Here is a 15,550-nt window from a genome sequence, read left to right on the forward strand (position 1 = left end):
TTAAAAAAAGAGAATCGAAAAAATAAAAAAAGATAGAAGAAAAATTAAATTCTTCTATTTTTTAACTTTAATTTTTACTTTTTTAGAAGTTGCTTTGTAAAGCTTATTACCAGCAAATTTAATTTTAGCTTTGTAAGTGCCTTTTTTAGTTAATTTTTTAATTTTAAAGACAGCTTTACCTTTAGCGTTAGTTTTTGCTTTATATGTTTTACCTTTGATTTTTAAGGTTACTTTAACATTTTTAATAGCTTTACCTTTTGATGTTTTTAATGTTGCAACATATTTTTTAGTTTTCTTTTTAGCTTTGAATTTTTTATTCTTAGCTACAAATTTAGAAGCCACTTTAGTGGTTTTAGAACTGCCTTTTTTCTCAGGGACAATACCATCTAATTTAATAGAAGTAGAACAAGGTTCTGAAATTTCATCACCTTCAAAACTAATAACAACTAAACCGTTTTTGTCAACATTGATTTTGAAAGATCCGTTTGCATCAGTGGTTGTTTTAAGTTTGTTTCCACCAGCAATAGTGTAAACAATAGTTGCATTAGCAATAGAATCACCATTTGCATCTTTTAAAGATCCGCCAATAGATGTGGCTGCAATGGAATCAAGTGTAATTGTTGTTTTATCACTGACTAAAATAGTTGCAGTTGCATTTGCAGCATCGAAATCTTCATTAGCTTCAAATGCTACGTTTATATTATATTTACCTCTAGTTAAACTTAAGTCAACAGTAGCTTCACCATTTTCATCAGTTACTGTTTTGTAAGTTTCATTACCAATTGTAAAAATTACAACAGCGTTAGAAATAGGATTGCCTTGGTAATTTTCAAATACAGCAGTGTATTCGTCAGCTACTTTATCAAATGTTTCATCTTCAGCAGTGATTTCAACATTTCTGTTTTTAGCAACATTAATTGTTACATTGGTTTTGTTTGCGAAGTATTTGTCATCACCGGAGTATGAAATGTTAATTTTATAAACACCTTCAGTTAAATCATCGAATGTGTAAACTGCAACACCATTTACGATTGGTACAACAGTATCATTACCGTCTATAGTGAAAGTAACGGTTCCAGTTGCATCATTAACATTGACTGTAACATTATAATTTAAGCATTCGATAGTGTCAGGAGCGTCAACAACAAGTTCAATGTCGTTTTTAGTTACGTTTAAAGTAGTGCTGTTTCTACCACCGAAGTTTTTATCAGCGGAAACAACATCAACATCATAGTTTCCAGCAGCTAAACCGGATACTACAACAGTTCCTTTACCATCAACCAAATTAACAGTGTATTCTTTACCACCAATAACAATTATTGCATTGGTCATGGATGTCTCATTAACATTTACATTAAATACTGCTGTTTGACCCACTTTAATATTTTCGACAACTACAGAAATTTCAGCTTCAGCATCCTGGTAATTGTCAATGACCAAAGTTTCATCTTCCTTATGGTTAATTGCAGCATTACCGAATCCCATTGCACTGTTTAAAATATTATTGGTAATGACAGTTTCAGTACCAGTATTTGTTTTTAAATCAATAGCATAATTTTTTGAAGTGGTAATGTTATTTCCAGTAATTGTATTGTTTTTAGCATTTTTATTTGAAATTTCAATGCTACCAACTACAGTGTTGTTTGCAAAAATTCCATTTTTAGCATTTGCATTACTGAATTTAATAAGGTTATCACCTTCAAATACATTGTCATATACTTCTACACCAGTAGCAGATATTGTAGTAGCACCATTGATGATGTTATCATGTGCAACACCTTCAGCACCACTCATGGTCAAACCACCAGCAGTGTTGTTGTATGCTTCAGCACCAGCAGCTACAGTCATTGCTTTACCTACAGTATTGTTATATACTACAGAGTTAGCACCTGTACTCATAGTACCTGAGATATAGTTGTTGTATGCAATTGAACCCGCAGGGAAATTAGCAGAACTTCCACCAATTAATGTATTGTTTACATATACATTGTTACCAACAGCACCCATACCCCATTGTGCATTGAAACCTACACCAGTATAGTTTATCCAGTTGTTTGCAAACAAGTTATCTGAACCTGCAACCACGAATCCCCAACAAATTGCAGCAGCCTTTTCCGGTCCGAATATCCTGTTATTAGTGATGTTATTGTGAACGTTAGGAACTACTCCTTCAGGAATTTCAACGTTATAAGTTGTCAAGTAAATCATGTTTCCAACATTACCTTCAACTTTGATGGTATTGTTGTGGAATGTGCAGTAATCTGCCCATGCAATTACTAATGAACTTGATCCACCATTGTTTCTTGTGTAGAAGTAACTATTTTTAACTGTTACCCAAGTAGAACCGTCTCTTATGGATGTTGCACCAACACCAGAACCTACTCTTTGGTCTTCGATTACATTGCTTACTCTGTCCAATACAACATGACTAGTATTAGTTAACCATAATTGGGTGTTGTGGAAATTGATTCCAGTCACGTTTGAACCTGAACCGCCTTTACTGATTGTGAAACGGTTACCTGGGTCTTCACCCATTAAACTACCTGCAGTAGTGTTTAAATCAATGAAAGCATCATTAGTGGTTGATACGATATTCATTGGTTTATTTACATCAAACCAAATCATGTGTTTTTGGTCTGGATTAATGATGGAACCTTGGAAATCTAATGTAGAACCCGCTGGGATGAAATTAAAGATTTTACCTGCTCTAACTTGATCGAAGTAATACATGTAATTATCAGCATTTACAATATTGTTTTCAATAACTGTAAATCCTGTTGAGTTTCCAGGATTTAATCTGTAGTTACCAGTATAGTTAACTTTGATATCGGACACTTCTTCATCAGCTGCGATAGGAATTTCAACTTCACCATCGACTAATTCATATACCTCTTCTTTACCATTAATTGTAATGTTTACAGTTCCGTTAGAATATGGAATAGCAATAGCAATGACATTCTTTTCAGGAGTTTTATACACAACAGAATAGATAGTTGAATTTTGTTTGTCTAAAACTTCAAATTTGGCATTGTATGTTTGGTCACCAAATTCTTTGAAAGTGTCATCACCACTGTATGAATAAGTAAATTTATTAGAACCGATTACATAATCTGTGGTTTCAAAAGTAGCAATACCTTTAACTAGAGGGCATTCTGTAGTAACACCATTGAAAGTTACATTAACAATACCGGTTGCTTCACCTAAATTAACAGTTACAACAGCTACCTGACCATTATAGATGGTAGGTGCTGTAATGATAGGTCTAGCTTGGAAAGAATTACTGGTTATTCTATTTGAATTGAATCTATCATCACCATTGTATGTAGCCACAATTGTATTCTTAAATACTACATAATTTTTATATTCTTTAATGATGGTACCGTTTACTAATTCAACGTCCTCTACATCCTGACCGTTATTAAGGTCAAAAGTTACGGTTCCTGTAGCATCATATAAATTAATTTCAATGAAAGCTATCTGACCGAAATTAGCATCATGAACTTTAACATCATATGAAGTTCTAAAGCTTTTTGCAGTATTCTTAAATCCATTAAAGTTTTCATCCCCAAAATATTCCACAGTCAACTTGTTATTATTGATAACATAATTTGTAATTGGCTGTGTAAATACACCATTGACTAAAGTACCTGAATAAACTACATTGTTACATGTAATGTTTACAATACCTGTTGCATTTGGAATTGTAACGGTAACATTCTCTACTTGACCGTACTTAATTTCTTTTGTATCAATAGTATATGTTGGGTCAACAGGATCTTTTAAAACATCATTTTGAGAAGCTCCAAGTTTTGAATTCTCAACACTATTTACATCATCACTGACAGCAACACAATCATTTACATCACTATCAGAACTTATCTCATCAATTGAGGCAGTGTCTAAATCAACATCAACCTCATCATTTGTTTCAACTGCAAGTTTATCATCTGCAGTTATATCATCCGCTGCACTAACAGCGCCTAATGAAATAATAGCTAGTAAAAAAACACTAACTAATATTATCTTATTTAATTTCAAAATTAAATCTCCTTTTATATAAAATAATCATATTCAAAAAAAATTGAATACAATTATTATATTTATGATAAAGTAATATTTAAAATTAGTCTAAACTAATTGAAAATATTTTATAATAAAAAAAATTAAATAATGATAAATTGACAATAATTTCAAATAAAACAGAATACTATTCTAAACAAATGCAAAAAAAATGAATATAAAATAAAAATTTAAGTAATATTTAATGACAATATTAATTGATGAAAGGATGTTACTGCCTGATAATTAAATTAAATCAAAATTCCAGAATAAAAATAGGTAAAAAATTGGGATTTATTCAATTTGAAAAGGGATACTACGTTTATGTAGGTTCAGCCATGAACTCATTGGAATCACGTCTTAAAAGACATTTAAGTAATGATAAAAAACTACATTGGCATGTAGACTATCTTTTAAAAGACGATAACTCTAAAATACTGGACATTATCTACAACATTGACAAAAAGGTAGAATGTGATATATCTGAGTACCTTAAAAGTGAAGCATTTGGAGTGAAAAATTTCGGATGCTCAGACTGTGACTGTGACAGTCACCTGTATTATTTCAAAAATAGAAGTGAAGCTATTGAACAGGTGAAAAATGCCTATGATTCAATAGCCATGGATTGCAAGTTTTTCAAAATATGAATCCTTGCTTTTTCTTGTGCCTGTATGAAATCTCAAAGGAATTCAATGCCAATTCCCTTAAAACCTCTCTCGCATCATCATCAATGCCAACAACACTTTCCCACTCACTTTCAAAATCAGATATCTCATCAAGAATTTCAACACCCTTTGGAGTCAAGGTGCAATCGTATTCAAGACCGTTGTTAGGCTCCTTATCAATTTCAATTAACTCCAATTTGGCCAGTTTCTCATACTTTTTCAGATAAAGACCTAAATGAAGATTGAACAGGTCATCTTTTTTGGCCTTTTCGAATTGTTTTACCCTAATTCTTTTGTGATGAGGCTTTTCGTGTTTTTTGACTTGTTTCAAGAGCTTAATTTGACTTTCATGCAGGAAAACGCTTAAGTTTTCCCTTACATAAGTCATTTTGGACTCCTCAATGACACCAATCAATGCAGAAGCGGGCATCTTGGCGATTGCATCTTTATGCGGATGAGCCATTTTAACACCTATTTCATCTGGCCGAAGAGTCCTCTCATGATTCCCTTGGTCATTTCACGAGCTGCAGTGTTTGCTGCCTGTGAAGCTGCCTTTTCAATGGTCTTTTGAGTAGCGCTCTTCTTGGTTCTCTTGCCTTTAGTCTGTTGCTGACCTGCAAGAACAGTTCCTAAAATTCCTCCAATGACATCAACCGCACCAGGCTGTTGAGGCTGTTCAGCTTCCTCTTGGACAGGTGCTTCAGGAGCGGGAGCCTGTTGAGTTTGAGCTTTTACCTCTTCGATTACCTCAGGTGCGACTTCACTATCCATGTTCGGATTTTCATTAATCTTATTCAATAAAAGCTCATAAGCTGACTCTGCATCCAATGCCTCAGCATACTTTGACTTTAATGTTGAAATATCAATTAATTGAGCTCTCAAGTCATCTTCAATAACTCCAATGTGGCTTTGAGGCGGAACAATATCAACTTGCTCTACAACTGTTGGAACACCTTTTTCATCCAGAACTGAAACCAATGCCTGACCTATTCCCAAATTGGAAATAACTTCAGCAGTGTCAAAATCAGGATTTGCCCTGAATGATTCAGCAGTAACTTTAACTGCCTTTTGGTCTTTTGGAGTGTATGCATGAAGTGCATGTTGAACACGATTACCTAATTGCGCCAATACATCATCAGGAATGTCTGTTGGAGATTGTGATATGAAATACACTCCAACACCCTTTGAACGAATCAACCTTACAATCTGCTCGATTTTTTTAGCGAATTCCGGTGACATATCATCAAACAATAAATGTGCCTCATCAAAGAAGAATACAAATTTAGGTTTGTCCATATCACCTATTTCTGGTAATGTCTCAAATAATGTGGACAACATCCATAATAAGAATGTTGAATAAATTTCTGGAGATAATGACAGTTTTTGAGCATCTAATATATTAATTACACCGCATCCGTTGTCATCAACTTGCATAAAGTCATCAAGTATGAGTGCTGGTTCTCCAAAGAAATCATTTCCTCCTTGATCTTCAAGTGTGATTAAGCTTCTTAATATGGTATTGGCTGACTTTTCAGCAATAGCCCCATATTCACTTTCAAATTGTGCCTTATTTTCAACAACATAATTTATCATTGATTTTAAATCCTTCAAGTCAATTATTGGAAGTGAATGTTCATCAGCCACTCTAAATACTATATTCAGCACACCTGATTGCGCTTCTGACAGGTTTAGGATTTTTGAAAGCAATACTGGACCCATTTCGGATAATGTTACTCTTACCGGAAGTCCTTTTTGACCGAATAAATCCCAAAATTCAACAGGATACTGTTTAAATTGGAATCCCTTATCATCAAGCCCATATTTTTCCCTGTTGGTTGTTATGAAATCATTTCCAGAACCTATTTTAGCAAGTCCTGAAATGTCCCCTTTCATATCCGCCAAGAATACTGGAACTCCCAAATCAGAGAATGATTCCGCAAGGACCTTTAATGTTACGGTTTTACCAGTCCCAGTTGCACCGGCTATTAAACCATGACGGTTTGCCAGTTTAGGCAATAAAAACACGTTGGTGTTCTCATTGCATCCGACCAATATTTTTTCTTCTGCATACATTGATGTTCACCCATTTTCAATTTTCTTAATTAAGTAGTTTGTTTTTTTAACTATATTTCTTTTATTGTAAGCTTGAGCAATCCTTTTGATTGCATCCAGATTCTTAACGAAATTGTCCAGCCATGAGAAAATGTCTCCCGGATAGACCTGTATCTGGTATTTTCTAAAGAGTTTGTTTGAAATGTCCTGAGGATCCTTTCCCTTGAGTCTTTCATGAACTATTACCTCGGATATTCCTCTCTGCAGGCATTGGCAGAATGGCCTTTCCTGGCATCTGCACTGCATGAAGTCAGTTTGCAGTTGTATCACTGCATCCTGAAATTTCTTGTCCAACTTATCGATTGCCTCACCTGAAGATATGATGTCGAGGGTTGATTCCGCAAATAGTCTTGTTGAGAACTTGATTTTCAAGGCGTTTGATATCTGATTGTGGATGACGCTTGAAAGATAAGCATTTTCAAACATTTCCAAGTCCATTGCCATTGCAAGAATCAGTACCTTGAGCTTATCGTACTTTTCCTTTTTCTTGTACATCGGGGAGTGTCCCACATAATGCTTGAGGTAATTGCGGTCGTTCAGAGTGTTCTTGATAAATTCCGCATCCGGAATGGAGAGAAATGACACTGATGTTGCCCTACCATATTTGGTGACCTCCAACCTGTTTGCCATGCGGCTGATTAAGTCCAGGTCCTCCATCTCATCAACGGCAATCTTGATGCTTATCGGAACATCAATATTCTTGTAGAAGCTGTTCAGCTCGTTGGTTGATTGTATGGATGTTGATGAAATGTCTGCCAGTATCTGCTCGTATGCGGATTCCTCATCATATTCAATGTAGACATCATCGCTGTTGCTCTCCAATAGGTCCAGTGCCATGGATTCCTCCGAATCGCCCTGGAAATCATTGCCCACTTCAGGCAAAAGGTAAACTATTCCACGGTCATGATATGATGGCCTTCCTGCACGTCCGAGCATTTGTGAGAATTCATTTGGATTGATCCACTTGTTACCCATCACCAGCGAATCGAATATCACCTGTGAAGCTGGGAAATCCACGCCTGCAGCCAATGCTGCGGTTGTAACTACACATGATATTTTGCCCCTGTCAAAGTCCTTCTCGATTTTCTCCTTCTTATAATATGACAATCCCGCATGGTATGCCTGGGCATTGATGTGCTTGTTCATGAGGTAATTTGCAATCTGATGGGTTTTGCGCCTTGAATTGGTGAATATTATGGTTTGACCACGATAACCCTTCTTGGACTTGGTGTTGAATTCCCTTTTAACAAGCTTCTGCATGATATGCCTTTTGGATGATTCGTTTCTGACATACACCAGGTGACGCTCCAACGGGACGGGACGCTCTGAGTACTCAACCAGTTTCATGTTGAACTCCTCAGCCAGGAAATCAGGATTTTTAACCGTAGCGGACAATCCTATTATCTGTGTTTTAGGATAAAGGTGCTTCACTCGTTTTATCAAACCGTTGAGTCGTGTTCCACGGTCCTCATCATCAATCATGTGGATCTCATCAATAAGAACCACTCCAAGATTGGATAATGCCTGAGGGTTGCCGCTTCTTAAAAGGTAATCTATCCCCTCATATGTGGCGACTACAATATCGGCTTTGGAAACATCGGAATCAGGCAAGTTCAATTCGCCCTTTGCCTTGACCCTGTTTCTTCCAACCTTAATTGCCACTTTCAAGCCAAGTTTTGAGTATTTCCTTTTGAAATCACGGTATTTCTGATTGGCCAATGCCACCAATGGTGTCAGGAAAACGAATTTCTTTCCCTTCAATGCCTTTGTAATCCCTGCAAGCTCACCGACCAATGTCTTACCTGAACCGGTTGCGCTTACAACCAGCAAATCCTCTCCCTTCAATAATCCTTCCTTAATGGCCAAGTACTGGACAGGCAATAGTTTGGTGTTTCCTGAGTCCAATAACACCTTCTTGAAGTTTTTAGGAATCTTTAGACGTTTCATGTCGACCGGAGGAATTATGTGCTTGGGCTTGCGTGTCTTGTCGAACAGTGTCAGCTTCCTGTTTTTCAATGGGTCGAAATGAGGGTCAAGCACTGACAATGTCTTTTCCAGACTGCCTGTTTTCTCCAGGGTCTTTTTCAGGTTTCTGAAGATTTTCTTATCGAAACCCTGGAGCTTGATTTCATTTTTAATTGTATCATGTGCACAGTCCTTGCAGATCAACTGATTGTTGTGCTTGTAGGAATACTCGGAGTTCACTATGGTGATGTTTCCGTCATATGCGCAGAAATCGCATACTTGAGTGTGCCTGACCTTAATGTTCAGTGACTTCAAGAATTTTTCAACCTTCTCGTCACGTGTTGCAAGAAACACGGCCTGGCTTCGCAAAAGCTTTATAACCTCGCCTGGAGGCATCAGCTTCTCGTTTAAGGTGGAGTTGTCCTTGAAGTTATAATCCGCTACGAATCGTGAAATTGATAATGAGTCGCCATCATGTGAGAATTTAATGTTTCCGACAAATTCAGGTTCTCTTTTATGGTTCAGCGCATTTTTAGGCGAACCTATCGGATATAATCTCCACTGTTTTTTAATCTTTTTTAAAACTAGCATTGTTTTTAAATATGTTTTTAATTGTTAATAAATATTAAAAAAAAAGTAGTTGAAGCGTGACGGATTGTCACGGCTTAATCAATATAATCGAATCTGGTTTCAAGAACAATAATCAATATGAAACCAATCACTGCAACGACAATGCAAGGAATCAATCCAGAAAGATTCATGCTTACGGACTTAACTATTTCCACTGCCGGAACTTTCAGTGATCCAAGCATCACGCCTATGAGAAACGCCATTGTTATCTCTTCATAGTTTTTAAGCAGGAAATTGAGTATTTTTGAAAAACCCAATATTCCAATCAATGCCCCGATGACGAAAACGATTATTTCGGAGAAATGGAATTCATGAAGGGCAGTCAGCATGTATTCATACTGTCCAAGCAGCAACAGGAGAAATGATCCTGAAATACCCGGCAGTATCATTGCACAGATTGCTATCATCCCTGAGAAGAAAAGCACAATCAATGAATGCTCACCTGCAACAGGGTTCAGGCTAACGAATATGTATGTTAAAATCAAACCTATTACTGCAGCAATTACATGCTTGAAATTCATTTTACTTATTTTTCTGAATAGTATCACTGCTGAAGCGATAATCAACCCTAAAAAGAATGAGAATGTGAGTGCAGTATGCACATCCATGCAGTAGGTAACCACTTTTGCAAGGGTCAGGAATGCAACTCCTATACCCAGTATCAATGGTATGAAGAATTTAAAGTCTATTTCTTCCAAAAGCTGGTTCCAGAATCCCCTTAAATCACCATGCACCAATGGCCTTAGGAATCCGAACTTGATGTTACTAATTGCCTCGACCAAATGACCGTAGATTCCTGTTATCAATGCTATTGTCCCACCGGAGACGCCGGGAACAATATCTGCCGAACCCATGAATATGCCTCTAATGAAAATTAAAAAAGCTTCCTTAATGTTAAAATTCAATTTATCACCTGAAAAGTAATTATTATACTATTAGATATTGGGTTTATAAATAGGTTACTGAAAAAGAAAAAGAGGTGAATAATTCAAAGTGAATTATTCATCGTTGAAAGGTTGTGGGAGTTCGCAAACTCCACTGTCTTTTGCAAGGTATGCGTATGCGAATGCTGCGCAGATTGCTCCGAGAATCGGTCCGACAAGGTATATTGGGAAGTATGCCCAGAGGTTTTGTCCGCCAAGCACCATGTCCATGAGGTATGGTCCGAATGTACGTGCAGGGTTGATTGAAGCACCTGTGAACGCACCGAGCACTGCGATTACTGCAGCCACTGTCATACCGATTGATATTCCTGCAAAGCCTGGTTCCGCTTTCTTGTCAACTGCCACACCCATTACAACCATCATTAGGAAGAATGTTCCGAGGAATTCTGCAAACATTGCCTGCCAGTAGGTCACGCCGAGTCCTGGTGCTGTTGCACCCAATCCTCCGATTGCAACTGAAGGATTGCCTAGGCACAGGAACAATGCAATACTTCCTAAACATGCGCCGATCACTTGTGCAACTATATAGTAGATGCTGTCAACCAAAGCGATGTTCTTGGTTACAAGCAGCCCGATGGTTACAGCAGGATTCAAGTGTGCACCAGATATCTTACCGAACACATAGATACATATCATTACAGTCAGACCGAACACCAATGCAATGGCAATCCAGTCTCCAAGACCTCCAAGAATGCCTATTCCAACATTTAATGGGTCAATGCTATCAGACACTAAAAGTGTCACGACAGCTGAACCTGTACCGAAAAACACTAGGAAAAATGTTCCCAGCAACTCTGCAAAGAATTTTTTTCTAATGTTACAAGTCATAGTCTATCACTTCTATACTGATTCTCTCCATTGACAATATTCATGTTTATTATCCACAAGTGATGCTGCAGCACAGTTTTTACATCCTCTTACAGGTGAACCTGGAGCATCCTTGTTAAGTGCAATGAGGTTTGTCATCATTGTTGCAGTAATTGGTTCTGAAGTTAAAAGACATGGATAGTCAGCCAATCTCATTAATGATGAGAACCTTACTGTAATGGCACATGCAGGATAAGTGTATCTTTGCGGATTCATTACTGTTTCATTAGCTAAAATCGGACTTAAGTCAACATCAAATCCATTGATTTTAGGCACAATTTCGCCTCCAGTGCCTGCACGGTATTTTCTAGCAGCACCTATTGAATTGAATCCCCTGTAAATCATGTCCATAAAGTCGCAGTTGTGCAATTCCGCAGCTGCGCCTCTGGTAGGATACTGTTGTACGAAGTTGTGGAATCTTTTGGAGAATAAGTCCACTACCATTGGTGCATTGAATCCATCCAATTCCAATATGAATTCAGTTGCACATGCAGATGAACCTGTTGCAAGATTCAATACATTGAATGGAGACTGGTAGTTATCCAGATTGCCCCTTAATGTCGCTTCAATTACTTCAGCAGTTGCTTGAACAATGGCCAATGTCATATCATCCTTACACATGTTGTATGTGGATTGGCCAATATGGTGTCCAATATCTCCCACACAGTATGCAGGAACAGTTACGATGTTACCATAGTGCACTCCATCATCCATTGCCGCTTTAACAGTTGAGGTCATTGCTTTTTTATACTTGTTCATATAATCCCTTACATCAAAGGAGGAATGGTCAGCATCATCCATCAATTCCCCTTGAGCTTCAATAGGATTCTTATAGATGTTTTGCAATGTGGCAATTTCCTTTTCGGTGGCTTCAGCAGCGGTTGCACCTGCTTCTAAAGCATTTGCAAAAGCGTCACCAATACCATAAGAAGTGTTCATACCCCATGATTTTGCAGAAAGTATAGCTTGTTTGTGAGCTACGGGAATGTCTGTTTTTTGCAAAATCTGATTTACAACATTACTTGTACTGCCAGGCATCAATGCAAAGTCCACTACACAGGTAGGACCATAGAATCCACCATATCTTCTGATTGATTCTTTTGCAACAATAGCTTCATTGTCTGCAATAGCTTGAATGAATTTATCCACACTATCGGCAAATTCACCATCCTCTTCGCATAAAATTTCAAGAACAGGAGGTGTCTGGAAATGTTCAATGAAAGGGTCATCTTCACATTTCAATGTGTCTGTTATTGAAGACAATATTTCATAGTGGTTTTTAACAGATTCCTTGTGCAAGTTGATTACGGTTTCTGCTTGGTTGTCCAATGCTTTCATACCAGACACTGCATCGGCATATGGTTTTGCATCAGTTATTTTAAAGTCATTGTATCTGTTTTCTGATATGACGCTAACGTCAGCCTTTTGAGCTGCCATTGACTCGTCAATCATTTTTTCATATAACTCTCTCATTTAAATCACCTAGGTAAAAAGAGCATAATGAGTATACTCTTTGGTAATAATAGATTATTCAACATCCTATTTAAATATACTTAAATAATTCTTGAAAAAAATTAGTATGGATAGAAAATGTTTAGTTAAAATTAAAATAAATGAATAATAATTAAAAAAAAGAAAGAAAAAATATTACTTTCCAATATCTTCCACTAATTCCTTAGCGTAAGGAGTAATATTTTCATCAAGCATCTTCTCAAGGAACTGACCAGTGTATGTTCCAGCCTCAGCAATCTCTTCAGGAGTTCCAGTAGCGATAACCTCACCACCGCCGTCACCTCCATCAGGCCCAAGGTCAATAATATGGTCGGCAGTCTTGATAACATCCAGGTTATGCTCAATCACAACAACAGAATTGCCGGCATCAGTCAATCTTGCAAGAACATCCAATAATCTTTTAATGTCCTCAAAATGAAGACCAGTGGTCGGTTCATCAAGGATGTATAATGTCTTGCCAGTACTGGTTCTTGACAATTCCTTAGCCAGCTTGATTCTTTGAGCTTCACCACCTGACAATGTTGTTGCAGGCTGACCTATCTTCATGTAGCCCAATCCGACATCATACAATGTCTGGAGTTTCTTGGTGATTTTTGGAATGTTTTCAAAGAATTCCAACGCTTCTTCAACTGTCATTTCCAAGACCTCATAGATATTCTTGCCCTTGTAGCGTATATCCAATGTCTCTTCATTGTACCTTTTGCCTCCGCAGACTTCACATGGGACGTATACGTCAGCCAAGAAGTGCATTTCAATCTTTAATACGCCATCGCCTTGGCACTTTTCACAGCGACCACCCTTGACATTGAAAGAGAAGCGGCCAGCTTTGTAGCCACGCACCTGCGCTTCAGGTTGATTCGCAAACAATTCGCGAATATTGTTGAAAATACCCGTATAAGTTGCTGGGTTCGAACGCGGCGTTCGACCAATTGGCGACTGATCAATCACGATAATCTTATTCAAATTCTCGATACCATCAATACGCTCATGCGCACCCGGTACAGTCTGTGCACGATTCAAGCGAGCCAATAGCTCATTCGCCATAATTTCATTTACGAGCGTCGATTTACCAGAACCTGACACACCAGAAACCACCGTCATTAAGCCGAGCGGAATCTTTACGTCAATATTTTTCAAATTATTTTCGCGTGCACCGATAATTTCGAGATATTTTGTTTTATCCGTCACTTTGCGACGCTTCTTTGGCACTTCAATCTTTTTGGCGCCACTCAGATATTGGCCCGTAATCGAATCTTTCACTTTAGCCACCTCGTCAGGCGTACCAGCCGCAATCACTTTACCGCCATTTACACCAGCACCAGGACCAATATCCACCAAATAGTCTGCCGCACGAATCGTGTCCTCATCATGCTCAACTACGATCACGGTATTCTTTAAGTCGCGCAGGTGGCGCAGAGTAGCAATCAAGCGATCATTGTCGCGCTGATGTAAGCCAATCGATGGCTCATCCAGTACGTAAAGCACACCTTGTAGGCCAGAGCCAATTTGCGTCGCCAAACGAATGCGCTGCGCCTCGCCACCAGACAGAGTAGCGGCCGAACGACTTAGTTCAAGATAATTCAAACCCACATCGCGCATGAATCCAACCCGACTGCGAATTTCCTTCAAGATTGGTTCAGCAATCAGTTTTTCATTCTCATTCAAGCCTAAATCGCCATCCAATACTTCAATCGTCCGCTCAACATCCATTGAGCACATATCCATAATATTCAAATCATGCACCGTAACCGCTAATACTACCGGCTTTAAGCGGGCGCCATGGCAAGTCTGACAAACTCGCTCGCGCATAAATCGTTCAATATCCTTACGGATAAAATCCGATTCGGTTTCTCTATAACGCTTTTCAAGATTCGGAATCACGCCTTCATAGACGGCATCATAGGTGTAGCCGTTACTTAGCTTGACACGATACTTTTCGTCACCCGTACCATACAAAATCTTCTGAATTGCATCATCTGACAACTCGCGGATTGGTTGGCGCACCGAAAAACCATGGCGCTCACCCACGGAAGTCAATCGTTTCAACCACCAAGAATCCTGATTGATGCGGTTATATGGCCGGATGCCACCCTCGGCAATCGTTAAATTGGGATTCAAAACCAGGCTTGGGTCAATTTCCATGCGCGTGCCAAGACCAGTACAGGTTGGACAGGCGCCCTGCGGCGCATTGAAAGAGAAGAGGCGAGGCTCAAGCTCTGGAATCAATTCGTCTGGGTGGTCCGGACAAGCGTAACGCTGCGAAAATGAAATCACCTCAGCGTTATCCGTGCGCACATTATTTTGACCCAGAGCCGTCGTATTGTCATTAATTTTCAAGACTTGCATCAAGCCACTACCGAGATCCAAAGCCTGCTCAACAGACTGCGAAATGCGACTCTCCATACCTGGCCCCATCACGAAACGATCCACGATAATCTCAATGTCATGGCGCAAGTTTTTGTCTAATTCCGGCCACTCGTCAAGCGCATAAATAATTCCATCTACACGAGCACGCGCAAAACCTTTAGCTAAATATTGGTCGCCAATATGCGAAAAAGAACCTTTTTTCTGCGATACAATCGGCGCCATAATCATTAATTTTGAGGCAACTGGCAGAGCAAGCACCTGGTCGATGATGTCCTGCACCGTACGGTGTGCCACTTCTTTGTGGCAAATCGGGCAGTGCGGCACGCCAATTCGCGCAAAGAGCAAACGCAAATAATCATAAATCTCCGTCACCGTTGCCACGGTCGAACGCGGGTTGCGTGAAGTAGATTTTTGATCAATCGAAATTGC

Annotated in this window: 9 protein-coding genes; 1 reads left to right on the forward strand and 8 read right to left on the reverse strand. The window is 38.6% G+C overall.

All coding sequences use genetic code 11. The features are described from left to right. Nucleotides 1-54: 54 nt before the first annotated feature. Complete coding sequence (locus QZU77_RS04950) at nt 55-4,038, reverse strand: Ig-like domain repeat protein (protein WP_295600893.1); 3,984 nt, start codon at nt 4,036-4,038, stop codon at nt 55-57. A 242-nt stretch (nt 4,039-4,280) separates the two neighbouring features. On the opposite strand from QZU77_RS04950, the gene QZU77_RS04955 reads away from it, so the two are divergent. Next, nucleotides 4,281-4,706, forward strand: coding sequence for a DUF123 domain-containing protein (locus tag QZU77_RS04955; protein ID WP_295600896.1), 426 nt, complete (start codon nt 4,281-4,283; stop codon nt 4,704-4,706). Here the strand turns inward: QZU77_RS04955 and QZU77_RS04960 are convergent. From QZU77_RS04960 to uvrA, 7 genes are all read right to left on the reverse strand, one after another. Then, nucleotides 4,696-5,187, reverse strand: a complete 492-nt coding sequence (locus QZU77_RS04960) for a hypothetical protein (protein ID WP_295600899.1) — start codon at nt 5,185-5,187, stop codon at nt 4,696-4,698. The genes QZU77_RS04955 and QZU77_RS04960 overlap by 11 nt on opposite strands. An 8-nt stretch (nt 5,188-5,195) precedes the next feature. Continuing rightward, nucleotides 5,196-6,797 carry a helicase HerA-like domain-containing protein gene (locus QZU77_RS04965; protein WP_295600902.1) on the reverse strand — a complete coding sequence of 534 codons (1,602 nt, stop codon included), beginning with the start codon at nt 6,795-6,797 and terminating at the stop codon, nt 5,196-5,198. A 6-nt stretch (nt 6,798-6,803) separates the two neighbouring features. Next, the gene (locus QZU77_RS04970) at nt 6,804-9,392 is read right to left on the reverse strand and encodes a DEAD/DEAH box helicase (protein WP_295600905.1); all 2,589 of its coding nucleotides are present in this window, start codon (nt 9,390-9,392) and stop codon (nt 6,804-6,806) included. Nucleotides 9,393-9,466: 74 nt separating this feature from the next. Then, nucleotides 9,467-10,285 carry a DUF368 domain-containing protein gene (locus tag QZU77_RS04975; RefSeq protein ID WP_295600916.1) on the reverse strand — a complete coding sequence of 273 codons (819 nt, stop codon included), beginning with the start codon at nt 10,283-10,285 and terminating at the stop codon, nt 9,467-9,469. A gap of 144 nt (nt 10,286-10,429) precedes the next feature. After that, nucleotides 10,430-11,203: an MIP/aquaporin family protein gene (locus tag QZU77_RS04980; RefSeq protein ID WP_295600908.1), complete on the reverse strand. Its 774-nt coding sequence runs from the start codon at nt 11,201-11,203 to the stop codon at nt 10,430-10,432. A gap of 12 nt (nt 11,204-11,215) precedes the next feature. Next, complete coding sequence (locus QZU77_RS04985; RefSeq protein ID WP_295600910.1) at nt 11,216-12,715, reverse strand: DUF2193 domain-containing protein; 1,500 nt, start codon at nt 12,713-12,715, stop codon at nt 11,216-11,218. A 174-nt stretch (nt 12,716-12,889) separates the two neighbouring features. After that, a partial coding sequence (gene uvrA, locus QZU77_RS04990; RefSeq protein ID WP_295600913.1) for an excinuclease ABC subunit UvrA occupies nt 12,890-15,550 on the reverse strand: 2,661 nt, incomplete at its 5' end.

It is taken from the genome of uncultured Methanobrevibacter sp., from assembly GCF_902774605.1.
Classification (GTDB): Archaea; Methanobacteriota; Methanobacteria; order Methanobacteriales; family Methanobacteriaceae; genus Methanocatella.

Excerpts from the sequence above, each read along its gene's own strand:
- QZU77_RS04965 (WP_295600902.1), bottom strand. The coding sequence starts at position 6,797 with ATGTATGCAGAAGAAAAAATATTGGTCGGATGCAATGAGAACACCAAC.
- QZU77_RS04985 (WP_295600910.1), bottom strand. The coding sequence starts at position 12,715 with ATGAGAGAGTTATATGAAAAAATGATTGACGAGTCAATGGCAGCTCAA.
- QZU77_RS04960 (WP_295600899.1), bottom strand. The coding sequence starts at position 5,187 with ATGGCTCATCCGCATAAAGATGCAATCGCCAAGATGCCCGCTTCTGCA.
- QZU77_RS04975 (WP_295600916.1), bottom strand. The coding sequence starts at position 10,285 with ATGGGTTCGGCAGATATTGTTCCCGGCGTCTCCGGTGGGACAATAGCA.
- QZU77_RS04970 (WP_295600905.1), bottom strand. The coding sequence starts at position 9,392 with ATGCTAGTTTTAAAAAAGATTAAAAAACAGTGGAGATTATATCCGATA.
- QZU77_RS04980 (WP_295600908.1), bottom strand. The coding sequence starts at position 11,203 with ATGACTTGTAACATTAGAAAAAAATTCTTTGCAGAGTTGCTGGGAACA.
- QZU77_RS04955 (WP_295600896.1), top strand. The coding sequence starts at position 4,281 with ATGAAAGGATGTTACTGCCTGATAATTAAATTAAATCAAAATTCCAGA.